This window comes from Caproiciproducens sp. NJN-50 (genome assembly GCF_004103755.1).
GTDB lineage: Bacteria > Bacillota > Clostridia > Oscillospirales > Acutalibacteraceae > Caproicibacter.
On record NZ_CP035283.1, the window covers coordinates 2,491,342 to 2,515,938 of the forward strand.

Genomic DNA, 24,597 nt, shown 5'->3' on the forward strand with positions numbered 1-24,597 from the left:
CAACACGTTTCGATGTGTCCGGGCGCTTCATGAGTACCCGACATGGTAATTATAGACGATGAAAACAGATAATGGGAAGCTGAAATTCATATCAGCCTCCCATTCACTCATTCTGCGTTAAAAATCTGAGTCTTTTAATTATAATAAACTATGATTTATTTTGAATATGTACCGCAAACGCCTCTCCTGCACCGATTAGCGCAGGGAGCATATAGCCTTTGTTAAATTGAATGACCGGCAAACGTTCCTTGACTTTCATACCCATATGACCGAGAATTTCCTCTAAATGTTCAAGACATTGAACAGCGCCGTTACCCGAACCCCCGGCACAGGCGACAAGCATACATTCCTTGTCACGCAGCAAGTGGTTATGTGCCGTCTCGCAGCGACGCAACCGGTCTAAAAACGATTTCAAGCATTCGGCAAGGTCATGCCAATATACAGGCGTCACAAACACGATGCCGTCGGCAGCTTTCATTTTATCGTATATGGCGGCGAAGCCGTCGGAAATAACACAGCGTCCTTCCGATGAGCAAAGGCCCCACCCATTCCCGCAGGTACGGCATCGTTCAATATTGTACTCGTTCAGATGAAGCAGTTCTACTTCACCGTTAGCGGCTTTGATTCCTTCCACAATTTTATCCTTGGCCGATGCAGTCAGGCCATCGGTATTGGGGCTTGCCCAGATTACCAATATCATCTTGAAAACCTCGCTTTCTCATTCATTCTTTGCTTTGAGCATAACGGACATATTTTCACCCAGTGTCTGCAAAATCTGCTGCCCTTTTACGTCCGATTCCATACTTGAATGAGGCGCAAATACCATATTCCAATAATCACTGCTTACCATCGGCATCTGGCTGAAAGTGAAATATTTGTTCAAACGGTCGATTGCAGCCGTAGCGCCGCTTTTGTCATTCTGCGGTTCTGAATATACTCCCATAGGCCGGACCCGGTTTCCCGTTCAAAAATGCGCAGAAAGTGATATTTAGAAAAGCCCGATTCGCCGGCAAGCAAATTAAGCGACAAATTGTCGGAAAGGTGCTGCTCGATATAGGCTATCGTATTTTGAACGCACTGTGAGTAATCCATGGGATGCATCCTCCTGACTATCAGTATAACGCATGCTGCCTCATATTTCTTGATTCAAATTGCGGAGTTTTAAGGATTGTATAGTTGTGATTTGATATGCGGGAACACCTTCCGGTGTGTCTGGGCCTTGCGGGAGTACCCAACATGGTTGCTATAAGCGATGAAAAAATAATGGGAAACTAATGCAACACATCAGCTTCCCAATTGCTTATAACCTAACCACCAGATAATCGCAATGTTCTAATACTTACTCCAGTTATCTCTGATACAGACTTTACGGTTTTTATTGATCCCTCCTTCTGGCTCAATCCTAAACCGATACGCCGCGAGAGAATCAAGACTAAACCAAAAGAAGTATACAAGCGAATTCTGCATGTGCCTATTATACCATGTTTGGTCCAAGAAGCGTTCAGTGCCGTCACAGAAAATGTAGCAGCGCTTTTTTCCGCGCGGGGTGTGCTTGGGCCTTCCGTGAGTACCCGACATGGGTAGTTACAGATGACGAAAAAGACCGGGAAGCCGACGTAGTACATCATCTTCCCGGTTTGCTCATAATCTCCTCCTGCAAATTTCAATTTGTAGGACTACCGGCTGCTTTAGCTTCGTGCTGGCTTTCGGCTATAAACGCATTCGCGCCGCGATACAACAGAACAAGCGCCGCGCTGAGCAGCGCCCCGCCCAAGATGTCGGTCAGCCAATGAACGCCCGACACCAAACGCCCAATCACCATAAATGCAGTAAATGCCGCAAGCACAGTGTTTACTGCGTTTTTTACAGTTCTATTGCAGGTCAGACGGCGAAACTGCATCATGGCGGTGAGCATCACGCACAGAACCAGCATGGTGGTGGAGGACGGATAGGACGTCTCCAAGATACCGTCGATCAAAACCGGCCTGTAATTCACACGATAATATTCGAAAAAGAGATACGCGCCCATGACCAGCACATAGAAGCCGCCCAGCACAAGGATGCTGCCGTCCACCCGAAGAAGGCTTTTGCGCCGTATGAGCTGCGTAAGCCCCAGGGCAGCAAATCCAAAAGCGACAAAGACAGGCACAAGCCCCAGCCAGTCGGTGATTATATAAAGCGTCCAGTTTACGCCGAGCAGGTCATGCGCCCACCCGTTGACCGTTGCAAAGCCCACGGCAGAACCGTTCGGCCCGATGGGTTTCACATCAATATTCCGGATCAGCATTGTATAAAGGATAAACAGCACAGACAGGCAGACGGCGGGCAGAAAGCTACCCAGGGAACGAGAATTCCATTTCATTTTCAAAGCTCCTTTTCTTAATGGGGTGTAAGCGTTTTTTACATGCTTACTCTACCTCCAGGAGCCGAAAAGCGGTAGAATCCCGCCGTCACAATGCCGATACGATTCGTGTCATCGGCGTTTTAACAGCAAAATCCCCTTGATGAGCAGAAACAAGAATGTGAGCGAAGCGGCATATGGCTCGCGGCTCAGAATGAAAACCAGAACGCCAGATACGCTGAAAAGCAGAGAGAAACCACTTTTGATCTGATTCCAGAATCGCACCTGCCTTCCCTGCAAGGCAAGGGTCGCAAGCCCGCATAAAACGGTGAGCGACACAAGCGTAAAGTATGTGACTTTTATGTCCGGGGATATCGACGTCAGGGAGAGCAGGGAGACAATGCGGATTACCCCCTCCTCCGCCTGACCGAACAACGGGAAAAACAGAAACAGCGCCATGGCACAGTCCAGCAGGCCAAACACCAGATCGCGCATTTGCCGCATTTTTTGGGCCTGGTCGTTTTGCGCAATGCTGACCAGCTCCTCGCCAGACAAGAGTTCATCAATGGACACGGAAAAGAAACTCGCAATTACCTTCAGGGAATCGATGCCTGGGTAGCCGCGTCCCGACTCCCATTTCGATACAGCGGTACGTGATACGAACAGCGCCTCCGCAAGCTCCTCCTGCGTGAGACCTTTCCGCTTGCGAAGTTCCTGCAATTTCTCGTTAAATTCCATAGGGGAAGCTTCCCTTCCAAATTCCATTTTGTCGCTTTGCTAGATCATATAAACAATTCGCAATTCATTGCCTGATCTATTATACCATAATTTATACAGGTAAAAAGTGGGCCGCCGATTATGGCGGCCCACATATGCTTTCGCTTCGCTCATTTTCTTTTCAGACATCGCCCAAGCTTCACAAGCTCGAACCATAGAACCGCAACCGCTGAAATTCCCATCACGGTGAGAAACTCCGGACCGTTCAGCGGAGCCAGTTTTAAGAATCCGGCGAGCGGAGTATACAGGATCAGCAGGAGCCCCAGAATGGTGCCGGCAAAGATCGCCCACATTACCTTGTCCTTTACGAGACGGGCCAACGATCGGAACGCAAAATCCGTATGCGAACTGTTGACCAGCACCAGCAGAAGATTACTCAGGAAGATGACGGTCAGCCCCATCGCGCGGGCGACCGGCGCGTTGTTTTGTGGATCCATTTGCAAAACGGAAAAATATGTCCCGAAGGAGGCGGCGAAGACGGCAAAGCCCTGCAGCAGGCTTTTGATAAGGCCCGCGGCATTGATGATCTTTTCACTGGGGTCGCGCGGCAAGCGCGCCATGATGTCGCGTTCCGCCGGCTGGCGTTCCAGAACGATCGAGCAGGTTGGGTCGATGATAAGTTCGAGCAACACCACATGCAAGGGCAGCAGCATGAGGCTCGCAGGGTTCACCCCGAGCATCGGCGCCAGCAGGCAGGAAAATGCGATCGGGATGTGGATGGCGAACACATAGCCCACGGCTTTCTTGATATTATCGTAGATCCGCCTGCCGTCGCGTATGGTTTCCACGATGGTCGAGAAATTATCGTCCAGCAGGATCAGGTCGGCGGCCTCGCGCGAGACCTCCGAGCCGCGCTTACCCATGGAGATACCAATATCGGCATACTTGAGTGCGGGCGCGTCGTTGACTCCGTCGCCCGTCATAGCGACGACCTCGCCGTTTTCCCGGAACGCTTTGACGATCCGCATCTTATGCTCCGGCACCACGCGGGAAAAGATGCTGACACTTCTCACCTTTTCTCGGAGCTCTTCATCGGTCATTCGGTCCAGTTCGTCGCCGGTGATGATTTTTTCGCAGTTGGGTATCCCGACCTGTCTAGCGATGGAGCTGGCGGTGATGCCGTTGTCGCCCGTAATCATCACGACGCGGACGCCGGCCTGTGTGCAGCACCGGATGTCTTCCCTCACCGACGCCCTCGGGGGATCGGCAAGGCCGACCAGACCGCGCAGCCGCAGCCTGCAGTCGGGCAATGTCTCCGGTATGCTGTCGCCGAACGGCAGTTCCGTCTCACCTACTGCAATCACCCGCAAGCCCTGCCGGGACATTCCGCCCGACTTGGCCTGAACGGCGTCCCCTTCAGCATCCGTTAGCGCGCACAGCCGCAGGATCTTCTCCGGCGAACCTTTCGCAGCGACGATGATACGCTCTTCCCGTTTCCAGACATGGCCCATCATCTTGGCTTCGTTAGTAAACGGATATTCCCTGACAAGCTCACCGGAAAACAACTGCCCGCGCGTGATTCCGAGGCTCTCGCAGTGGGCGAACATCGCCTGTTCCATCGGGTCGTAGGCCTCGGTTTCACACGCCATGCCCATGATCTCGCCCAGATGCTTTTCGTCGCCGTCCACTGCCCAGGTTTCTCGGACAGCCATTTTGTTCATCGTAATCGTGCCGGTCTTATCCACGCAGAGGACGGAAACCGCGCCGAGCGTTTCCACCGCGGGGAGCTTTCGTACCAGCGACTGCTTTTTGGCAAGCCGCCAGGCGCCCATGGAAAGGAACACGGTGAGGATGACCGGGAATTCCTCCGGGATCATTGCCATGGCCAGCGTGACGCCGGAGAGGATGCTCTCGATCAGCCGGTCCCTGAAGGAATGGTCGGGGATGTTCAGCCACGTGGCGCAGCCGACCAGCACGAACAGAACGGCGGCGATGCCTGCGCAGAGCTGCACCAATCTGCCGGTCTGCTTCTGCAGCGGCGTCGGGTTCTCGGGCGCGTTCGCCACGTTCGTTCCGATCTTTCCGTATTCGGTCGCCGCGCCGATTTTCCCGACCCGGACCAGGGCGCTGCCTTGCAGGACAAGTGTGCCTGCATAGCAATAGTCGCGCCGCCACGTATCCGGCTGCTTCTCCGCAGAATCGGCAACGACTTTCCAGACGCCCTCCGCTTCGCCGGTCAGGGAGGATTCATCGACGCACAGATCGCTTGCCCGGACGACTTCTCCGTCGGCCGGGATCTTGACGCCCTCAGCGATCAGCATGAGGTCGCCCGGAACCAGATCGGCACTGCTGATCGTCTTTTCTTCGCCGTCCCGTATCACCCGGACACGCGGCGCGGAGAGATCCTTCAGGGCCTCGAGCGTTTTATCCGTTTTCCTTTCCTGGATCACATCGATGCCGATGATGCCAACGACAAAAATCAGCATAATTGCCCCATCGCGGGGTTCTCCCAAGAAAAAGTAGATCGCGGCTGCAATCAACAGGAGAAGGAACATAGGCTCGCTGGCGGTGTGAAGTATCTTGCTGAAGAAGCTTTGTCTTTTTTGCGGCGTCAACTCATTCTTGCCGAATCTTTCCTGTAATTCCCGAGCCTTTTCAGTGGTAAGGCCATACGAAACCGGCGCTTGCTCTTGGTTTGTCATATCAGTTACCTCCGTGTCGCCTCACGGCGTTCATAAGATAGCTCTATGGCACTCCATAAATCCAGTTATTCCAAGATATGTATAAAAAAACACATCCATGGAACATACAACTGTCCCACAGATGTGATACGAGTCAATCTGTTGCCGTCACCGGCCCAGCCCCACAAACCTATCGGTTCATCGCCTGCTCAGTTTGTACTGTAGATTAAAATGCAGTGCAAAGAGATTCTTCAATGATACTATATGGAGAATAGTTTGTCAAGGTGTAATCAGATGTGAAAAAACGAGGATTAAACATCGAACTTAATGATAATTTCTTTCCGCTTCTAAAGCGCTTTCTCAAAGGACAATTTATAATATGAGTCAAAGCAATGGGAAAGGAGTAGAAAGCTGTGCCTGAGGAATGAAAGGATTACGGGCCCATACCAATTGTGGTAAATATTGAAAAGCAATGCATTCCGCACTGCCTTGTGGACAGGAAACCACCTTCAGCTAACGTTGATGAGTATCAATATGAACGATGACATCGGGCTTGAAATGCAACGTTGACCAGTTTATTCGGATCGAACCGGGAGAAAGGGGTTGTAAGAATCGGTGATTATTTTGACCTTATTCGAAGTTCAGAGCTTTCTTAACTACGTATTACAAAAAATCCGCCTCGCGGGATGTTTCCCGCGAGGCGGATAACAATCCATATTACAGGTTCCCGTTTTTTCAGCCCTTGCCTGCATGCAGTTCTTTTTGTCTTTTAGCCATGTATCTGCCGGTATCTTTCACCAAGATCCAAAGAACGGCAAGACGACTTTCCAATTTTAAGAACAGTAATGTAAGCAAAAGGAGTACAAGCAATGCAAATCCCACAATAAATAAGACCGCCGCCGCCTGATTTTCCTGATACATGGCCTTTACGAAGAGAGAAACCGTCGCCGCATACCTTTGCAGGATAAGATTCGGCAGAGAGGGCAGTTGGACCAACGTCAGCGTATCCGCCGATCCGGCTTTGGCGATCAGATAATGGTAATAGCTGTTCTGCGTCATCAGCTCCGCGCCGGCGCCTCCGCTGATGAGATATCTGACTCCGTTCCTGGTGTAATCAAAATAACTGTGGATATGGGAGAGATAGACCATATCGACCTTATATTTCGTCATGAGGTTTTCAAACCGTTCGGCTTCCTGCTTGGTCTGAAAGCCGTGGTCTATGCTTTCGTCTTCGCTGTAAGCTTCCAGCTTCTGCTCGACAAAGCCGCCCTCCTTTTTGACCTTATCCGTGTAGGCCTGGATCTCATTGGGCTTGACGCCGCTTCTCGGATCTGCCGGAGGCACATGGGATATTACATAAATCCGTTTTCCCTGCGCTTTTTGCAGGTCCCTTTCGAGCCAGGCGTATTGCTTGTCCGGTATTGCCTGCTTTTCGGCATATCCGCGTGAGCTGTCAAGAAACGCGAAATGATTGCCTCCGAAATCAAACGAGTAATACTCCGGCCCGTAAAGTTTTTGATAGGTCTCGCGCCCGTTCCCGCGAATATCGTGGTTTCCCAGCGTCGTGCACAGAGTTGCAGAAATCCCGGACGTCATCTCATCAAAGATCTTATATTGATTTGGCTTTCCGCTGTAAACAAGATCGCCGTTGTCGATTACAAAAGCCGGTTTCAGCGCATTGACCTGGTCGATGATCTTTCCAAAGGTCTCGTAGCCGTCCCTGCTGTCGCCGAGGATGACATAGCTGCCGTCCGCCGTTTCACTTGGCTGAGCGGGAATGATCCGCTTGGTTTCTCCCGCACTCAGATCCATCGAAAATTCCAAGGTATTTACCGTGATCCTGGCGGGTTTGAGGTCTTTATCGATGCTTGACGAATAAAAACTCGGGCTGATATTTTCAATGGAGATCCGCAAATTCCGAACGGGCGCATTTGTTTTCACTGTAACGGTAGGCAGAGGGGATAGAGCCCTTATCACGAGCCGGTCCCCGCCATCGTCTTTTTGTATCCCTTTTACAAAACCTCCGTGTACCGTTACGTTGACGTCGTTCCAGATATATGAGGAGGAAGAATCGTCCGGGTTATAGCTGAGCGGTACCGGGGTAAAACCGGAATTGATATTGTACACGTGATAAGAGTTATACAGAAAAAGGCCCGCGGCCGCGGCAAGGCATAGAACCAATGCAAATGTAATGATTTTCAGCGCCCTTTTCAGCTTCATCTTTTTCACCTCGGAATGATTTCGATCTTTTAGAATTACTATTTCCAGCAAGAATGATTCCTATCATGACGGCTGAAACAATTCCCAGAACGCCGCCGGCCAGGAATGGAGCGTCAGAGTTTATTTTATCCCGCAGGAATCCCGATACGATGGACGGCCATAACAGTCCGCACCCCTGCAGCGCACCGTAAATTCCAAGCACTGCTCCCCTGAAAGTCGAAGGCACATTCTCCGCGATAAAGGTGCTAAACGAGCAACGCCAGCCCCGTGCGTTGGCGTTGCTTTTTAACTCTTCTTCTAAGCTGATACAGGTCTTTATATCCTTTCAGACTCATTTGATCGGTTGATTGATCTTTCTATTCTTTTTTATGGACTTTTCTTTTTCGTCTGATCCAAATAATCAGTCCAACTCCAAGGACCGTCATCAGGGCAAGTGCCGCATAGGAGTACAGATTCACAGATTGACTGATGCGCTCCCAGCCCGCCCCGGCAAAGGCACCAAGAGTCACCAGAATCACGTTCCAGATCGCGGAACCCACAGCAGTGTAGAAAAGGAATCTGCCTCCGTGCATTCGCGCCAGCCCCGCAGGGACGGAGATAAGGCTCCTGACCAGAGGAATAAATCGACAGAAAAAGACGGTGGAAGCACCGCGCTGGTTGAACCAGTTATCCGCCCGTTTTAGATCTCCTTCTTTTAATCCAAGGAGATGCCCCCATCTGCTGCCGAGGAACCTGTCCAACTTTTCCGCCGGCAGCAGCCGTCCAACGCCGTAGAGGACGATCGCCCCGACCACCGATCCGACAGTCGCCGACAGGGTCACCGCCCAGAGGCTCATGCTGGTGTAAGTGGTCATAAAGCCGCCGAAGGTCAGAATCAGTTCGGACGGAATGGGGGGAAAGATGTTCTCGACAGCAATCAGCAGTGCAATCCCAACGTATCCGTACTGATTCATGATATTGATGACCCATTCCTGCATTTTTAACTCCTTTTCAAAAATCCGAGTTTTTAATCTTCGCCTGTCTGCCGTTCCAAAGGAAGTAGACCAATACGGATATAGCGGTTCCGAACAGCCAACCGCCTAAAACGTCTCCCGCATAATGGACGCCCAGATAGACCCGGCTGAACCCGATCAGTCCCATCAAACCGGCACACAGCAAAGAGAGGATCAGTTTTCGGTAAAATCCTTCGGCATACCTGACGGTCATCAGGATCAGCATGATATAAAGGGAAGCATTGATCATCGCGTGGCCGCTGGGGAAACTGTAGCCCGTCTCGCTGATCAGCCGCAGGACATTCGGACGCCCCCTTGCGAAGATCTGCTTCAAAATAACGTTGAACACGGCGGACAACGCCACGGCCGCTGAAACAGGAAGCGCGACGGTCCTCCTCGTTTTCGGCGCGACAAACAACGCCAGACAAAACAAAAGGACAACGACCGAGTCGCCGAGATGAGTGATGCCTTTCATCACAAAAGTTAAATTGGGGGACATGTCCTCAACCGCTTCACTGTAAGCCCACCCTTCAAAGCGTGTGGCAATTCCGGCATAGATGCATACGGCCAGCATCACAAACAGAATGATCGGCATCACAACAAGCCATACGGCGCGCCTATTCATCCTGATCCTTCTCCTCGTCCAGTACGCTTCCGCAATTTTTGCAGTATCTGTCTTTTTCACCTGCGGCCGTATTGCATTTATTACAAACGGAACCAAGCTTCGTACCGCAGAAAGTACAGTAGACGTTTGATTTGTTTTGCAGCGAGCCGCATTTATAGCAGGTCCGGCCGCCCTGTCTGTAGAGAAGAAAAACAAACAGCCCGGCCAAATTCGTAAAAAGAGTGACGATCCCCCACATGGACGCGTTCAGCTTTGCCCCGAGCGCCCGCGCGTATACCCAAAGAGCCAGTAAGACCCAATAGAGCATGAAAAACAGCATTGCGATTGCGGCCACAGCTTTTATATAGAATTCGCCACCCGCAACGGGCTGAACGTCGCTGATAATATAAACTTTCTGTCCGTCTGTTCTGTCGGCGATATAGGAAAGCAAATAGACTTTCTGGGCGGCAAAGCCGCTTTCATAGAAGTAGCGGTCTTCATATTCCTGTTTCACTTTGTTTTCGATCCCGAGCATTGAAGCCGACAATGTCAGCTTATCGCCTTTCATCAGCCGAAAATGGACCTCCGGATTTTGCCGGTCGGTGAAAAAAAGAGGGTTCCTGTCAGTGTCCGGCGTGAGGTCTACGGTTCCCTTCTGTGATAAATCCGAATGTTTCGCGCTGTACAATATTTGATTTTGTCCGTTGAGAATGAGGATATCTACCATATCCGGGGATGCATCTGCCAGATCGGCTAATTCAGGTTTCATATTTTCAAGCCCGTTCTTGTTATCTTCTACTTTTTCACTGATCCTGTGATACTCATACAGAAAAGTGAGTTTATCGCGGAACATATAGGCTAAAAATCCAGCTGAAAAGACTCCGGCAAGAATCAGGATAAGCAAGTAAATGGCGACTGCCTTCTTAAAATTGAATCTGCTGATAACAACGTTGAAGCGATCCATTATTCCATCCCTCCCGGCTGCCTGCTGAATATGAGCGGTGACAGAGCGCAGAAACCGATCACGAAGAAAAGGATCGCCGGACCACAGAATATCCAAAGGCTGATTCCGGTCAATACAAGCAGCACCGGTACAAGGATAAACAAGGCACAGACAATGACAAACACGGATTGCAGCCTCCTGTTCCGGCTCCTTTGCTTAATTTCGAAACACTTTTTATCGATTTCATCGTCCAGCCTAGACAGCAGGCCGTCTATGTTCTTATCCATGATAAAAATCTCCTCTCAGCATTTTCCTAAGCCTGACCATACCGTTGTGGATGCGGCTTTTCACTGTTTTTGGCTCGCAGGAAAACCGTCGGGCGATTTCCTGAAGCGTCAGCTGCTCCAGATATTTCAGCCTGATGGCGGCGGCCTGTTCAGGCGGCAGGCTTTCCAGAGCCTTCAGTATTTCATCCGTCAGCAAACGGTCAAGCACCACGTCCTGCACGCTGAACAGAGATGATACGTCCTGCTCCTCCAAGCTCAGCACCTCCCGCTTATTCCGTCTCAAGTGGTCAAGATAACAGTTTTTTGCAATCGTGATCACCCATGTGGAAAACGAGGCTTTCCCGTGAACATCAAATTTTTCGATTCCCCGCACCAATTTCAAAAAGGTATCCTGCGTCAGATCCTCGCTTAAAGTCACATCGCCGCAGACCTTCAGGATAAACTTTGAAACATATGGATAGTAAAAGGTGATGAGGCTTTGAAAGGCCTCTTTTTCACCCTTCTGCGCCGATACAATTAGAGAAAGCTCATCCAAGCCCTCACCTCCTTCAGACTTCTCATTATATTACACGCAACTGAATGAAAAAAGTTGCTGCCAATATTTTGCTCGGTTTTATTCATTTAAAAATTTTTAGTTTTATGAAAACAAAAAGCAGCAGACCACCCCCGCGAATCGGATGGTCAACCGCTTATATGATCGGATATAACATTAAAACAGCATCAGCATTGTTCCCGATATGACGAGCAATAAACCAATAAAGGCTTTTCTCGAAAGCTTTTCTTTGAGAAACAGGTAGGAAAATGCAATTGTGACGACAATGCTCAGCTTATCAATAGGGACAACCAGACTGGCGTTTCCCTTCTGCAATGCGTGGTAATAGCAAAGCCATGAGAGTCCGGTTGCAAGACCGGAAAGCATGATAAATACCCAGCTTTTTCTGTCAATATCCTTAATGAGAACATACTTTTTTTGGAACAGAACAATTCCCCAAGCCATAATCAGTACGACAATCGTGCGGATGGCCGTACCTAAATTTGATTCGATCCCCTGTATTCCGATTTTGCCAAGTATAGAGGTCAAAGCGGCAAAGACGGCGGAAAGGACAGCATAGAAAAGCCATGACTTGCTCTTGATGGGTGAAACTTCCGGTTCCTTCCGTTGTATCATGAGATAGGTTCCGACAGCAAGCAGTACGATCCCAAATCCCATCCAAACAGTTGGCGTTTCCCCTAAGATAAAAAAAGCAAGAAGGATAGTCAATATCGTACTGCTCTTGTCAACGGGAGTCACGTTATTGACGTTTCCAAGCTGCAAGGCCTTAAAATAGCATAGCCAAGACGCACCGGTTGCAACTCCTGAAAGGATCAGGAACAGAAGGCTGTACCCGGAAATCGCACCTATAGTATTTTGCGAACCCACAATAAAAACCATCAGCCAGGAAAACAAAAGCACAACAATTGTACGAAGGGCAGTCGCTAAGTTTGAATCGGTGTTTTTAATACCGATTTTCGCTAAAATAGACGTCATTCCTGCGAACAGCGCTGAGCCGAAAGCATATAGAAGCCACATGTATATCCCTCCAAAGATCCCTGTCCTCTAATTGGCCTCCAATTTGACATCCTCGCGCTGATCCCAGAAGACTTTGAATTCCAGCTTTTCGACTTCACGCTGCTGCTTATAGCTGATTCTGAGCGTGGCTTCCTTTGGAACGGTGACGTCTCTGTCCAGTTCCTGTAATAAGACTTTGATATTGTTTTCATTTCCCTTTAAGGTAGTCAGGGCTTCGCCAATTTTGCCAAACAGCGCGAAGGACGTGCCGGATACATCCTCGGAAACCATATACCGCTCATTCTGATTGATATAGTCAATGGAATCTCCGGCAGCCAGCCAGCGGAGCAGGGACTCCCGGGAAAAGCGCCATTCCCGGCCGATCTTGCGGGCCGGGAAATGTTCTTCGCGAAGCAGTTTGATCAGTGTCTTCTCGCTGACGCCCAAAGCCCCGGCAGCCTGTTTGAGGTTTAAAATATCATCATCATTCATTCCGTATCACGGCTCCTTTTGATCTTAGAAACAGCATATCACGATCGGGCCCGGTTTTCAAGCAGCGACGGAAGATAATAATAAATTAACAGTATATAATAGATATTTAGAGCAAGATAGCAGAATATTTTTCAACATCTATTAGAATAATTTACGGAATAGCGAAAAGCAAATCCTGATTGTTAGGGAAAGGTAAGGCAATGGTGGAATCAACGGTGCCTGAGCTTCGCTAACAAATCGACCTCTCTGTTATTTACATGTAAATGCCGGTAGCCGGATAAGCATACGTCTTGCTTATCCGGCTACCGGCTTCATAAAACAACAGTGCATTTAATACGGTCCCTTGGCATACAACGGCCGCAATTGTAGTCTCCAATAACATTAGACAGAAAAAATAAATCACAAGCAGAACAGCTCCGTATGCCCATAATACGAATATAGGCTATTTGTCTGTTTGAAGATTTCGCAAAATTTCATGATAGCGTATTGTTGCCAATTCGCTTGCTTTACCCTTTTTACAGAAAGAAAGCCCGGCCAGTTTCGGAACAACGCGCTCAACCACAATCTGCCCATCCACCATTTTAGATTCCAATGTTTCCAAGGCTTCAAGAAACCGTTTGTCCTCTTTTGCCCGGTTGTAAAAGGATAAGACGTAGACATAAATAAAAAGGTTGTAGTTTCGGAAAGGGTATTCAACTTGCATGAATAATGTGCCAATTCCATAGTGACACGGGCCAATAGGTTTCCTGATTGTCCAATGCTCCAGCAAAAAATCCACGGCCTTGTCAAGTGCAGGTTTTTTGTTAAGATAATCGGTGAAACGGAACGCGTTAAGAGCGTTAAGCGTGGGGAAAGGATTGGAATACTCCGTTTCCGGCCCTCGGCCAAAGCTGAATTTATTGCAACGCCAGCCGCCGTCTGTATACTGAATATCAAAAAGATGCTTAAAAGTCTTTTGCAATCTGAAATCAGATACATAACCCATGTGACAAAGCACATTGGCGGCGTGGATGGTTTGGCATGGGTAAACAGGGCCTTGCGGATACAGCTTAAAACGTCCGTCCTCCTGCCACGCACCGAATATTAAGGCAGCGGTTTCTTTCAGTAGAGGTTCTGTAGGTTCCATGCCCAATTCCAATAGGTACATTACGCTCTCTAAAGTTGAGAATGGCGCACCCTTTATCAAACGCTTATCCGGCGTAGTCCAAAGGTCAGCTCCATTATCATGCCTATGGGACAATATCACTTCCACATCTGATGCATATTGCTTCTCTACAGCCATCCTTTTCACCTCCTTTAATGCGCATCCCAGGCATAAGGCTGTATAGATTTAGCCAGTTGGCTCCCGACAAAATAATCTTCTTGATGGAATTCCCGCCTATCGGCGTTTTAATAACAAGTATACTCTAAAAATATAGAAATTCAATTAAATTCTGACCGTCCCCTGGCTTTAGGTCCCTGCGTGGATTGTATTTTGCTGTCCTGATCTTAGAGGCGGGGATTTTCTATATATCCGTAATCTGTTGACCTTAACACGAATTTTATCCGCCTCTTCCGCAAGTATACTTTGCAATATGCAAAGTATACTTGACATTTCTTTTTGTTAATGTTATATTTGTATTGTCAGGAGGGGTTTCTTTGAATGATAAGACCAAACTAAAGAATCGCTTAAAAGTCGCGCGAGCCGAAATGGATATTTCTCAGGAACAGCTTGCAAAGATGGCGGGTGTGAGCCGGCAAACAGTCGGTTCCATTGAAAGCGGGCAATACTGCCCGACGGCTAAACTTGCGTTAGTCCTTTCAAAGTGTCTACAAAAAAGTTTTGAGGACTTATTTTATTTAGAGGAGGAAGATAATAATGGATAAAATGGACAAGAAGCAAGGCAAGGATACCCCCCTTTACGGTATTGTTGATGAGCGGACAAAAGCCGTTGTATATCAAGGAGATGCATATACCGGGCGGTTTATGTTATTTGCGGTACTCTTTGCCGTTTTTATTCGCGGATTGGACCTCAACATCCCATTTATAGATTCAAATTGGGATTTAATGCTGATCGTCATAATCGGCGGCGGCATTTCCACCGTATATCAGATCAAAAGCAAAGTTGTGTTTAATCGTCCGTTCTCCCGGAGTTTTCTTTTTCTCATTGCTTTGATAGCCATAAGCGCTCTGATAGCATTTATTTTAATTTTTTTCAAGCGATAAACCCTATTAGGCTGTGTTGGCTTTTAAAGCCTCGCGGCCTTTTCTCCTGTGAACTCTTCCCAGCGTTTGACCGCCAAATCGCAGTACGGGGGAAAACTCCATCGCGCAGCAGCGGCGCTCAGTCCGCTCCGCCGCGATGATCGTGTGCCGCTGCCGGAAAACGGCTCCAATACGATACTGCCCCGGCCGCTGTGCATTTTCAGGCACCGCCACGGCAGTTCGATAATTTCCCGCGCCGGGGGCGTCGGGGGACAAATTCGATGCAGAAAGACAAAACAGATCGTGAGCAGAGTGCCGGGAGCGCGTCGGGACATAAAATCTGAAAGGGCGACCCTTATTGAGAGCAGAATCAGCCTGCTGCGTTTTCCCGGCACTTTACTTACTCCCCCTTAAAAAATATGGGAGAATTAAATTTGTCACAAAGAGAGGTGCCATATGGCAACGAACATTTATATCCCGTCGGCAACGCATGGGCTGGGAGTGACAATATGCGTATTTTGGGCGTAACAACCGGCGAGACCATGCTTTATGCCATGCTTGCCGCAAAGATCAATCGACCCGTGTCTTGAAAATCCCAATGAGAATAAAAAAAGCCCCAAATCCGCTTAAAAAGAGGACTTGGGGAAACCACAAAATGGTGCCGGTGGTCGGACTCGAACCGACACGTCCAAAGGACACGGCATTTTGAGTGCCGCACGTCTGCCAAATTCCATCACACCGGCAAATTTATTTGTTTTCTCAAAAACTACAGCATGGAGTATTATATAATAAAAAGGCACCGAAATCAAGTCCATTATCAAAAAAACCGGAATATCTGCAGTGAGATATTCCGGTTTTCCGAATTAAAATCATTCCGCGTTGTAGAGACCGATAATATGTCTTGGGCACGCTTCAACGCATTCCCCGCATCCCACGCACTTTTCGGGATCCACGGCCGCCAGGAAATTCTTGACATGAACCGCATCGTATTTGCAGGTTTTTTCACATTTCATACAGCCAATGCAGCCAACCTTGCACACTTTATTGACAACGTTTCCCTTGTCGCAGTTGCTGCACAGTACCACCGCCTGCTTTTTGACCGGAACCAGCGTGAGCAGATGCCTCGGACAGGCCTTCAGGCACATGCCGCAGGCAACACAGTTTTTCGGCTCGACCATTGCCACGCCATTGCGTACGCTGAGGGCATTATAATCGCAGGAATTGACGCAATCACCCAAACCGATGCAGCCAAAGGTACAGCTGGTCGGGCCGCCCGCGACCGCGGCAGCGGCGGCACAGCTTGTAATTCCTTCATATTCCACACGGTCGGTCGTGTTGTCATGGCTGCCCAAGCAGCGGACGACCGACATGTGGGGCTCCACGGAAGTTGCGGCAACGCCAAGATAAGCGGCAATCGCGTTGGCAACATCGTTGCCGCCCACGGTGCACAGTCCGGGTTTCGCCGTTCCTTCCGCCAGAGCTTTTGCATAGCCGTCGCATCCGGAGAAGCCGCACGCGCCGCAGTTTGCGCCGGGCAGCATCGCACGGACATCCTCCGTCTTCTGGTCCTTCGGAACTGCCATCACGATGGACGCGACCGCAAGAATCAAGCCGGACAGAAGTCCGATAACTACCACAATCAAAACTGGAAGTAAAATCTCATTCATTCTCTACCATCTCCTAACCCAACATGCCGTCGACAAGACCTGAGAACCCGAGAAACGACAGGGAAACCAGAGATGCGGCGATCAGAGTGATCGGCAGACCCTTCATAAATTTCGGCACATCATTAAGTTCCATTCTTTCACGTACGCCCGAGAACATGATCAGGGCAACCATGAAGCCGATGCCCGCGCCAAACGAGTTCATCAAGGCCTGCAAGTAGCCGTAGCCGGTGGGATCCGCAGTGTGTTTGTCAAGCACCAGCATGGTCACGCCGAGGACGGCGCAGTTCGTCGTAATCAGAGGCAAATAAACTCCAAGGGCGTTGTACAGGGACGGAATGTATTTCCTCAGTACCGTCTCAATGAACTGAACCAAAACGGCGATGACCAGAATAAACACGATGGTCTCCAGAAAAGCCAGGTCCTGCGGCACCAGAATTCCATAATAGATCGGCCATGTGACCGCCGTGGCGAGGACCATAACCACCGTTACGGCGATGCTCATGCCCGTCGCGCTGCTGCGGCTTTTGGAGACGCCCAGGAACGGGCAGATGCCGAGGAATTTATCAAGGATATAGTTTTCCGTCAAAATAGCGGTAAGAAAAATCGCAAAAAGTGATTTTATCATTTCGTTTCAGCCTCCTTGTCTTTGCCTACGATAAGGGAGCAGTTTTTGGAAAGCGCGCAGCCCGCGCAGCCGGTGAATCCGCCGCAGCCGATTTCCTCGGGGGCTTTCCCCTCGCCGGAAAGCCGGTTTGCGACGGCGATCAAAAGTCCAAAGACAAAGAATCCTCCCGGAGGAAGCAGAAACACGATGATCGGAGGCATAAAGCCCGAAAGGATCGGGGCATTGAAAACCGTGCCGTTGCCCAGCAGCTCGCGGATGATGCCCATCGCGAGCAGCGTGGCGGTAAAACCGATGCCCATGCCGATCCCGTCCAGGATGGAGGGTAAAACCTTATTTTTGCTTGCATACATTTCGGCACGGCCGAAAATGATGCAGTTTACAACGATCAATGGCAGATAAACGCCCAACGCGGCCTTCAATGCGGGGGAAACCGCCTCGACAATCATCTGGACAATGGTCGTAAAGCTCGCGATTACCACGATGTAGCATGGAATGCGGACCTTGTCGGGGATAATATTGCGCAGCGCGGAGATAATCGCGTTGGAGCACACCAGAACAAAGGTTGTGGCAAGTCCCATCCCGATCGCGTTGCCGGCCGCCGTTGTGAGCGCCAATGTGGAACAGGTGCCCAGAACCAGCCGGAGCACGGGGTTCTCCTTGATAATGCCCTTTGTAAGTTCATGTATCGGACTGTTTTTAGCCATATTACTCACCACCCTTTACTTTCTGATAGTCCTCAATCGCCTCGTTGACGGCCGTCGTCACTGCCTTGCTGGTAATCGTGGCGCCGGTCATGGCATTGATCTGTCCTTCCTTGGCTCCGCCGCCTTTGACCACTTCAAAGCCCTTTTCCGGAGCCTTCTGTTTGTACTGGTCGCGGAACGAATCCTTCTGTGCGTTCAGGCCGAGGCCCGGGGTATCGCTGGTGCTCAGCAGGATCACTCCCGTGACCTTGCCGTCCTTGTCAATGCCGGTCATAACCTGAATCTTGCCGCCGTAGCTGCTGGCCTCGGTCGTGAAAACATAGCCGGCAATGTCGCTTCCCTTTTTGCCTACGTAACAATCCTCGTTCTTTGCGGACTGCTCAAAGGATTCGGCGGTCGGAAGGGCCACTCTGCGGGATTCCTCTGCGTCTTTCGCGTTCTGCGCCGCGATGGTGTCTTTGGTCGCCATGTTGGTAAAGGCCAACAAAGCCGTCATGACCAGGCAGATGGCGACCAGGATCATAGTCGGCTTCAGAATTTCTTTAGCGCTTAGCTTCATCTTTCACAGGCTCCTTTCCGAATGCCACCGGGCGCGTCGCGGAATCGATCAGCGGCACAAGAATATTCATGACAACGATGGAGTAGGATACGCCTTCCGGCAGGCTGCCGAAATTCCGGATCAGCATGGTGAGAATGCCGCATCCGACGGCAAAAATGACCTTGCCCTTGGTGGTGATCGGAGAAGTCGTGTAGTCGGTCGCCATAAAGATCGCGCCGAGCATCAGGCCGCCGGAGAGCAGATCCATCAGAACATCGCGGCCCATAAAGAGTGAGAGAACCGCCGCGGTGCCGATGTAGCACAGCGGGATCACAGGGGAAATCACTTTGCGGGCCACCAGATAGATTCCGCCCAGGAGCAGCGCAAGGGCGCAGGTCTCGCCCAGGCAGCCCGCCCGGTCGCCGACGAACATATTCAGGTAGCTGGGCAGCTGGTCAATTGACGCGCCCTGCTTTAAAAGGTTCAGAGGGGAAGCGGTGGTGACCGCGTCGGAAGTATGAAGGTAATAAAAAGGCTTTGCCCACGTGGTCATGGGTGTGGGGAAAGAATTCATCAGGATAATGCGGGCGGTCAGAGCAGGGTTGACAAAGTTCTGGCCGATGCCGCCGAACATCTGCTTGACCACCACGATCGCGACCATTCCGCCGAAAGCGGCCATCAGCGGATGAATGGTGACAGGCAGGTTGAAGGCGAGAAGCAAACCGGTCACCACCGCGCTCAAATCACCGATGGTGTTTTCCCGCTTCATGACTTTGCGGCATATGTACTCGCTGAGGACGCAGGAGATGATTGTCACGGCCATAATCAGCAGCGCACGCGGCCCGAACACAATGACTGCGGCGATGGCGGCCGGCACAAGCGCCAGGATCACATCCAGCATAATCTTCCTGGTAGTCACCCCGCTCCTGATATGAGGCGAGGACGATACGACCAATTTCTCTTCCATTATTTCTTCCCCTCCGCTCTAACCAAAGCTTTGCCAAGACGAATTGCCTGAACCAGCGGCCGGCCGGCAGGGCAGTTGAAAGAGCAGGTTCCGCATTCCATGCAGTCCATAATGTCCAGGCTGTTCAGCTCTTCCACGCGCTTCGCAACGGTATTTTTCTCAAGAAGCGTCGGCATCAGGTTCATCGGGCAGCCGGTCACGCAGCGCCCGCAGCGAATGCAGGCGGAAGGCTCCAGCTTATGCGCTTCCTTTTCATCCAGGCAAATAATCGCATTGTTTTGTTTAATGACGGGCAGATTGTCGCTTGCAATCGATACGCCCATCATCGGGCCGCCCATCAGGATCTTTTTGGGAGTGGCTTTGTATCCGCCGCAGAAATCGACGATGGTGCGGATGTTCGTGCCGATGGGCACAATGACGTTCTTCGGTTCCTTAATGGCGGAGCCGTCGATGGTCAAACGCTTTTCAACCAGAGGCATTCCCGTTCTCAGGAACTTGCCCAGGTGTGCGCAGGACGTGACATTCATCACAATGCACCCCGCGTCCGCCGGAAGCTTGCCGACCGGAACGCGGCGGCCCGTGCAGGACTGGATCAGCACTTTTTCAGCGCCCTGCGGGTAACTGGAGCGCAGCTCGAGCACCTTGATCTCTTTGTCGGACTCTTCCTTGCTCTCGCTCAGCACTTTGTTGAACTTGGCGATGACGTCCGGCTTGTTCCCCTCGACCCCCAAGATGACCCGATGCAGCCCAAGCCAGTGTTTGACCGCGCGGACTCCGGTGAAAATATCGTCGGTGTCTTCGATCGCGCACCGGTTGTCTGAGGTGATGTAAGGCTCGCATTCCGCCACATTGACAATCAGTGTGTCCACATTTTTATCGTCCGGAACCTTCAGCTTGACGTGCGCGGGGAATCCGGCGCCGCCCAGCCCGACCAGGCCGCAGGCGTGAACCGCGTCCAGAAACTCCGGAAGGCTGTTGATGACCGGAGGTTTCACATCCGGTGAGACTTCCATCTTGCCGTCGGAATCAATCACAACCGCGTCCATGAACTGGCCTCCGGACAGCGTCACCTTTTTGATCGCGCTGACGGTTCCGGAAATCGTTGCATGGATCGGTGCGCTGACAAACGCGGTGCTGTCAGCGATTTTCTGCCCAATCAAAACGGTATCCCCGACTTTTACCGTCGGAGCGCAGGGGGGACCTACATGCTGCTGCATGGGCAGGACAACCTGCCCGGGAGGCGGCAGCATGACGGATTCCATCTGCGCGGTGTTCTTCCTGTGAGGAACTGCCGCGCCGCCATGCGTTTTGAATGGCTGCGTTGGAAAAGTCAATTCCATGTTTAAATCCTCCAATACATACTAAACTAATGAAAATAACAATATTCAGTCACGGCACCCGGCCCGAAGTTTCCCTCTGACTCATGCCGAAGAGAACCCCAAAATATAAAGCAGGAATCATTTGGCGAGGACATAGTTTCCGCCGGTAATTTGAAAGCTGTCTTTCAGCCCGCCGGTTACATAAACCTGATTCGCGGAGTCAATAAACACGCCTTCCGCATGATAATCCGCAAGCAGTTTTTCGCCCTTTTCTCTTCCCAGAACAAAGCAGGCGGTCGAAAGCGCGTCGCTGAGCGCGCCGTTGTCACATTTGACGGTCACGGAAACCAACCCGTTGTTTTCGGGATAGCCCGTTTTCGGGTTTAGCAGATGGTGGTAGGTGACACCGTTTTCCGTAAAGGTCTGTTCGTATGTTCCCGAAGTGGACACAAAGCCGGAAGCAAGATCGATCTGCCCCATGGACCCGGCGCTGTCATCCTTTGTGTCCGGGTCGCGGATCGCGATATGCCAGGGGGACCCGTCCGGCTTTGAGCCGTAAACCCCGATGCTCCCGCCGACCGCGATGATTCCATATTCCGCGCCCGCGCTGCGGTAAGCCGCGATCGCATCGTCGCAGGCGGCACCCTTCCCGATCCCGCCCAGATCGATCGCCATATAGTGCAGCTTCAGCGACGCTTTGGAATTTTTTGCATCGACGCGCAAATCCTGATAATTCACATACTGAACAAACTTCTGCACTTCCGACTTGGCCGGAGCATGCTGGTTTTCCCCGCCGAAGTCCCAGAGCGACGACACCGGCAAAATCGTGGGATCGTAAGCCCCATCCGATTTCTGGGCCACATCCAGGCTGGCGGAAAGAATGGAAGCAGTCTCAGGGTCAATGGAAATCCAATCGGTCCCAGCGGCCGCATTCAGGCGCGCCACATCGGAGGTGTCGATGCGCCATGAAATTTCGTTCTCCAGCCGCGTTATCTTACCCAGCGCCGCCTTTGCCGCTTCTTCGCCGTTTTTTCCGTATACGGTCTGCTGTATGTAAGTTCCCATCGCGAAGTCTGAGCTTTCATAGGAAACGGGCTGCCGCTCCGTCCGATACCAGTAAAAGCCCGCCAGGACGGCAGCCCCGCAGAACAAAACGACCAGCGCCGGGACGATTCTTTTTTTACCGCGCATCAGCTTCCCCCTATGTTGCATATCTATGTGAATTATATCACATTTTCACCGAAAGTCCAGTAAAATGAGCAAAATACGCGGGAATCAGCCGGTTTTTCATACAATTGTGCAAAGAAAATTCTAAAACCTTCCCGATCTGAAATTTTATCATTCAGCCTGAAAAAAAGACTAAAAATATCCCCCATTCCTTTTCTTTATGATATAATCATTTGCAGAAAGCAACAGGAGGATGAAAGCGATGTCTGTCGACAAAGTAAAAAAATATTTGGCACGGTTTTCCATGCAGGACCGGCTGAAGGAATTTCCGGTCTCCAGCGCGACGGTGGAACTCGCGGCGAAGGCCCTCGGAGTGGAGCCGGCCAGAATCGCCAAAACGATCTCCTTCCGCCGGGAAAACGGCTGCATTCTGATCGTGGCCGCCGGAGATACGAAAATAGACAACGCGAAATTCAAATCGGAATTCGGGTTTAAGGCGAAAATGCTCGGCGCCGAAGAAGTGGAGCCCCTGACGGGGTACCGGATCGGAGGCGTCTGCCCGTTTGACAATCCGGCACAGGCGCAGGTCTACTGTGATGTGTCGTTAAAGAGGTTCGAGACGATTTTCCCCGCGGGCGGCAGCGAAAGCTCCTGCGTGTCGCTCGCCTGCGACGAGCTGTCCCGCCTGTCCAACAGCGTCCGCTGGGTGGATGTCTGTAAAAACCGGGAAGGTGCCTGACCGCCATGAGAATGCGGACGAAACATTGGGCGGCTCCGGAACTGGACGCCTGCCCGTATTTTTACCGGAAGCCGGAGCAGTACCTCGGCCGCTGGCACAGTCTTTTCGCAAGACAGCAGCCTGTTTACCTGGAGCTTGGATGCGGAAAAGGATTTTTCCTCGCCGGGGCCGCGCCGCGCCATCCGCAGATCAACTATCTTGGAATCGATCTGAAGGACGCCGTCCTCGGACCGGCCCGCAGAAATATAGAGCAGGCGTTCCGCGAGGCGGGCCGCCCGGTGGATAATGTGGTCCTGACGGCGCTCAACATCGAGCAGATTCAGTTTGCAATGGGGCCGCAGGACCAGGTGGACCGGATCTATATCAATTTCTGCAACCCATGGCCCCGAAAGAAACATCAGAAACGCCGTTTGACGCATCCGCATCAATTGGAGCATTACCGGCAGATCTTAATCCCGGGCGGGGAACTGCATTTCAAAACCGACGACGAGGGACTGTACGCGGACACCGTGGAATATCTGGAATCCTGCGGGTTTCAGATTTTCTTGCGGACGGAGGACTTGTACGCCGACCTGCCGGAAGACAACATTCAAACAGAACATGAAAAAATGTTTTTGCAGCAAGGCGTTAAAATCAAGGCGCTTTCCGCGCGGCTGCGTGAAAATCCATGAGAGAGGACCGGGCGTAAACCCGGTCCTCAAATTTTGCTGCAGCTTCGCGATTGGCACGGCATCGCCGGCTTCTCCGTCAGCCGCCGCCCTGATCCCCGATCGCCTGGACCGCGCCGCCCTGAAGCAGCTGATCCACCTCTTCGTAGCCTGCCGGAAAAGCAAAGTTGTAGCGCGCCGGAAGCGCGAATACGTATTTGGAATTGCGGGCCAGCTCGCTCGGACCGATCGGAGCCGCCCCGATATGGAATTTGTCCTGCCCAAGCGCATTCCACTGGTCCGGGGTGAAAACCAAAATCGGGATGTCCTGCCGCGGCGTCTCCTTGGTCCACTCCGGGTGGCGGACCAGGATCTCCGGGCCGGTCTCCGTGATTTTTCCCTCCTGCCCCTGGACCAGCGAATACCCCTGCCATTCCTGGGTGAGAACGGTATAGCCCTTCCAGCTCGACGGAAGGGTTACCGAAAAACCATACTGATCATTCCGATAGACGATGGAAGAGGAAGAAGTTTCCTGATCCAGCGTGACGTCCACAATCATCCAGCGGCCCCCTATCTTTTGCACGGACAGTTTGATCCCCTGTTTGCCGGACTGCTGACCGCCCGACACGTCTGCGGAAGTTTTTTCTATGATTTCTCCCGTCACGTCATAGGCGTCGTCCGCCTGTTTCTCCACGGAAAGGATCTCAATCCGGTCCGGCCAGGGGCTGGAAGTGAGACGTCCCGGAGCCGAAGACGGTTCGGACTGCCATTCCTTCAGCAGAGAGGGCGAAACATATTCGCCATAATATTTTTGCATGTCACTGGCGACCGCTTCCTTTGCCGCTAAAAGAGAAACCTTCTGCAGCTGGCCGCCGAATCCGGTGACCAGATCTCTGACGGCCGCCTCCTGCACCTCGCCGGTTGACCGGGAGGAATCCGGCTCCTGTGCCGAAGGCGCACCACGGCAGCCGGCGGCAAGTGTACAAAAAGCCAGCGCAAGAATCAAACATCCAATTTTTTTCACGCTCACTCCCCCTTCGATGCCAATTCCCATACAAAATATGCAGGCTGTCTTCTATTCATACCCTGATGCGAAAGAAATGAAGAAAACCCCGCCCTGTCCATTTCTGGACAGGCGGGGCCGCTTTCGTAACACTCGGCTGGCCGGCACAGGCTTTGCAGCTGAAAACGGCGCGTCCGCCCGCCGACCCGT

General features: G+C 51.3%; 27 protein-coding genes, 1 tRNA gene, 1 pseudogene and 1 riboswitch. Of the genes and pseudogenes, 5 read left to right on the plus strand and 24 right to left on the minus strand.

The genetic code is table 11. The features are described 5' to 3' along the window. Window positions 1-148: 148 nt before the first annotated feature. From EQM14_RS12035 to EQM14_RS12055, 5 genes are all read right to left on the minus strand, one after another. On the minus strand, window positions 149-700 hold the full coding sequence (locus EQM14_RS12035; protein ID WP_128743316.1) for a flavodoxin family protein: 552 nt from the start codon (window positions 698-700) through the stop codon (window positions 149-151). A 179-nt stretch (window positions 701-879) separates the two neighbouring features. After that, the gene (locus EQM14_RS12040) at window positions 880-1,092 is read right to left on the minus strand and encodes an AraC family transcriptional regulator (RefSeq protein ID WP_128743318.1); all 213 of its coding nucleotides are present in this window, start codon (window positions 1,090-1,092) and stop codon (window positions 880-882) included. 571 nt (window positions 1,093-1,663) lie between these two features. Then, complete coding sequence (locus EQM14_RS12045; protein ID WP_128743320.1) at window positions 1,664-2,362, minus strand: phosphatase PAP2 family protein; 699 nt, start codon at window positions 2,360-2,362, stop codon at window positions 1,664-1,666. Window positions 2,363-2,473: 111 nt separating this feature from the next. Continuing rightward, on the minus strand, window positions 2,474-3,079 hold the full coding sequence (locus tag EQM14_RS12050; protein WP_128743322.1) for a helix-turn-helix domain-containing protein: 606 nt from the start codon (window positions 3,077-3,079) through the stop codon (window positions 2,474-2,476). Window positions 3,080-3,228: 149 nt separating this feature from the next. Further along, window positions 3,229-5,760, minus strand: coding sequence for a cation-translocating P-type ATPase (locus EQM14_RS12055; protein ID WP_128743323.1), 2,532 nt, complete (start codon window positions 5,758-5,760; stop codon window positions 3,229-3,231). A 108-nt stretch (window positions 5,761-5,868) separates the two neighbouring features. Continuing rightward, a riboswitch (NiCo riboswitch) is annotated at window positions 5,869-5,962 on the minus strand. Between the two features lie 205 nt (window positions 5,963-6,167). Between EQM14_RS12055 and EQM14_RS16755 the strand changes: the two are divergent. Next, a pseudogene (locus tag EQM14_RS16755) lies at window positions 6,168-6,337 on the plus strand (cupin domain-containing protein); the annotation flags it as partial. A gap of 137 nt (window positions 6,338-6,474) precedes the next feature. Here EQM14_RS16755 and EQM14_RS12065 read toward each other — a convergent pair. From EQM14_RS12065 to EQM14_RS12105, 9 genes are all read right to left on the minus strand, one after another. Further along, entirely contained in the window at window positions 6,475-7,959 is a 1,485-nt protein-coding gene (locus EQM14_RS12065) for a metallophosphoesterase family protein (protein ID WP_128743325.1), read from the minus strand. A gap of 356 nt (window positions 7,960-8,315) precedes the next feature. Continuing rightward, window positions 8,316-8,936, minus strand: a complete 621-nt coding sequence (locus EQM14_RS12070; RefSeq protein WP_128743327.1) for a DedA family protein — start codon at window positions 8,934-8,936, stop codon at window positions 8,316-8,318. A gap of 13 nt (window positions 8,937-8,949) precedes the next feature. Further along, complete coding sequence (locus EQM14_RS12075; RefSeq protein ID WP_128743329.1) at window positions 8,950-9,576, minus strand: phosphatase PAP2 family protein; 627 nt, start codon at window positions 9,574-9,576, stop codon at window positions 8,950-8,952. Beyond that, window positions 9,569-10,519 (minus strand): zinc ribbon domain-containing protein, encoded by a 951-nt coding sequence (locus EQM14_RS12080; RefSeq protein ID WP_128743331.1) that lies wholly within the window; start codon window positions 10,517-10,519, stop codon window positions 9,569-9,571. The genes EQM14_RS12075 and EQM14_RS12080 overlap by 8 nt, the downstream gene beginning before the upstream one ends. After that, entirely contained in the window at window positions 10,519-10,785 is a 267-nt protein-coding gene (locus tag EQM14_RS12085) for a hypothetical protein (RefSeq protein ID WP_128743332.1), read from the minus strand. The genes EQM14_RS12080 and EQM14_RS12085 overlap by 1 nt, the downstream gene beginning before the upstream one ends. Further along, entirely contained in the window at window positions 10,778-11,320 is a 543-nt protein-coding gene (locus EQM14_RS12090) for an RNA polymerase sigma factor (protein ID WP_128743334.1), read from the minus strand. Before EQM14_RS12090 ends, EQM14_RS12085 begins: the two co-directional genes overlap by 8 nt. 174 nt (window positions 11,321-11,494) lie before the next feature. Next, window positions 11,495-12,355, minus strand: coding sequence for an EamA family transporter (locus EQM14_RS12095; RefSeq protein ID WP_128743336.1), 861 nt, complete (start codon window positions 12,353-12,355; stop codon window positions 11,495-11,497). A gap of 27 nt (window positions 12,356-12,382) precedes the next feature. Continuing rightward, the gene (locus EQM14_RS12100; RefSeq protein WP_128743338.1) at window positions 12,383-12,826 is read right to left on the minus strand and encodes a helix-turn-helix domain-containing protein; all 444 of its coding nucleotides are present in this window, start codon (window positions 12,824-12,826) and stop codon (window positions 12,383-12,385) included. A gap of 442 nt (window positions 12,827-13,268) precedes the next feature. Continuing rightward, complete coding sequence (locus EQM14_RS12105) at window positions 13,269-14,108, minus strand: prenyltransferase (RefSeq protein ID WP_128743340.1); 840 nt, start codon at window positions 14,106-14,108, stop codon at window positions 13,269-13,271. A gap of 356 nt (window positions 14,109-14,464) precedes the next feature. Here EQM14_RS12105 and EQM14_RS12110 point away from each other — a divergent pair, with 356 nt between their 5' ends. Then, on the plus strand, window positions 14,465-14,692 hold the full coding sequence (locus EQM14_RS12110; RefSeq protein ID WP_128743342.1) for a helix-turn-helix transcriptional regulator: 228 nt from the start codon (window positions 14,465-14,467) through the stop codon (window positions 14,690-14,692). After that, entirely contained in the window at window positions 14,685-15,032 is a 348-nt protein-coding gene (locus EQM14_RS12115) for a hypothetical protein (RefSeq protein WP_128743344.1), read from the plus strand. Before EQM14_RS12110 ends, EQM14_RS12115 begins: the two co-directional genes overlap by 8 nt. A 23-nt stretch (window positions 15,033-15,055) precedes the next feature. On the opposite strand, the gene EQM14_RS17040 is transcribed toward EQM14_RS12115, so the two are convergent. The 9 genes from EQM14_RS17040 to EQM14_RS12160 form a co-directional block, all read right to left on the minus strand. Next, a complete protein-coding gene (locus EQM14_RS17040; RefSeq protein WP_243112521.1) occupies window positions 15,056-15,406 on the minus strand; it encodes a hypothetical protein in 351 nt (116 codons plus the stop codon). 261 nt (window positions 15,407-15,667) lie between these two features. After that, window positions 15,668-15,754: transfer RNA gene (locus EQM14_RS12125), tRNA-Leu, on the minus strand. 126 nt (window positions 15,755-15,880) lie between these two features. After that, window positions 15,881-16,678, minus strand: a complete 798-nt coding sequence (locus tag EQM14_RS12130) for an RnfABCDGE type electron transport complex subunit B (RefSeq protein ID WP_128743346.1) — start codon at window positions 16,676-16,678, stop codon at window positions 15,881-15,883. Window positions 16,679-16,691: 13 nt separating this feature from the next. Next, window positions 16,692-17,303 carry an electron transport complex protein RnfA gene (locus EQM14_RS12135; protein ID WP_128743348.1) on the minus strand — a complete coding sequence of 204 codons (612 nt, stop codon included), beginning with the start codon at window positions 17,301-17,303 and terminating at the stop codon, window positions 16,692-16,694. Beyond that, complete coding sequence (gene rsxE / locus EQM14_RS12140; RefSeq protein ID WP_128743350.1) at window positions 17,300-18,007, minus strand: electron transport complex subunit RsxE; 708 nt, start codon at window positions 18,005-18,007, stop codon at window positions 17,300-17,302. The genes EQM14_RS12135 and rsxE overlap by 4 nt, the downstream gene beginning before the upstream one ends. Window position 18,008: 1 nt before the next feature. Further along, window positions 18,009-18,566: an RnfABCDGE type electron transport complex subunit G gene (locus tag EQM14_RS12145; protein ID WP_128743352.1), complete on the minus strand. Its 558-nt coding sequence runs from the start codon at window positions 18,564-18,566 to the stop codon at window positions 18,009-18,011. Next, complete coding sequence (locus EQM14_RS12150; protein WP_128743353.1) at window positions 18,550-19,512, minus strand: RnfABCDGE type electron transport complex subunit D; 963 nt, start codon at window positions 19,510-19,512, stop codon at window positions 18,550-18,552. Before EQM14_RS12150 ends, EQM14_RS12145 begins: the two co-directional genes overlap by 17 nt. Then, the gene (rsxC, locus tag EQM14_RS12155; protein ID WP_128743354.1) at window positions 19,512-20,852 is read right to left on the minus strand and encodes an electron transport complex subunit RsxC; all 1,341 of its coding nucleotides are present in this window, start codon (window positions 20,850-20,852) and stop codon (window positions 19,512-19,514) included. The genes EQM14_RS12150 and rsxC overlap by 1 nt, the downstream gene beginning before the upstream one ends. Before the next feature lie 117 nt (window positions 20,853-20,969). Beyond that, window positions 20,970-22,022, minus strand: a complete 1,053-nt coding sequence (locus EQM14_RS12160) for an FAD:protein FMN transferase (protein ID WP_164919073.1) — start codon at window positions 22,020-22,022, stop codon at window positions 20,970-20,972. Between the two features lie 238 nt (window positions 22,023-22,260). Between EQM14_RS12160 and EQM14_RS12165 the strand changes: the two genes are divergently transcribed. Further along, window positions 22,261-22,737 carry a YbaK/EbsC family protein gene (locus EQM14_RS12165; protein ID WP_128743357.1) on the plus strand — a complete coding sequence of 159 codons (477 nt, stop codon included), beginning with the start codon at window positions 22,261-22,263 and terminating at the stop codon, window positions 22,735-22,737. A 5-nt stretch (window positions 22,738-22,742) separates the two neighbouring features. Next, on the plus strand, window positions 22,743-23,408 hold the full coding sequence (gene trmB / locus EQM14_RS12170) for a tRNA (guanosine(46)-N7)-methyltransferase TrmB (protein ID WP_128743359.1): 666 nt from the start codon (window positions 22,743-22,745) through the stop codon (window positions 23,406-23,408). 76 nt (window positions 23,409-23,484) lie between these two features. Here trmB and EQM14_RS12175 read toward each other — a convergent pair whose 3' ends face one another. Continuing rightward, a complete protein-coding gene (locus EQM14_RS12175) occupies window positions 23,485-24,408 on the minus strand; it encodes a hypothetical protein (protein ID WP_128743361.1) in 924 nt (307 codons plus the stop codon). Window positions 24,409-24,597 lie beyond the last annotated feature (189 nt).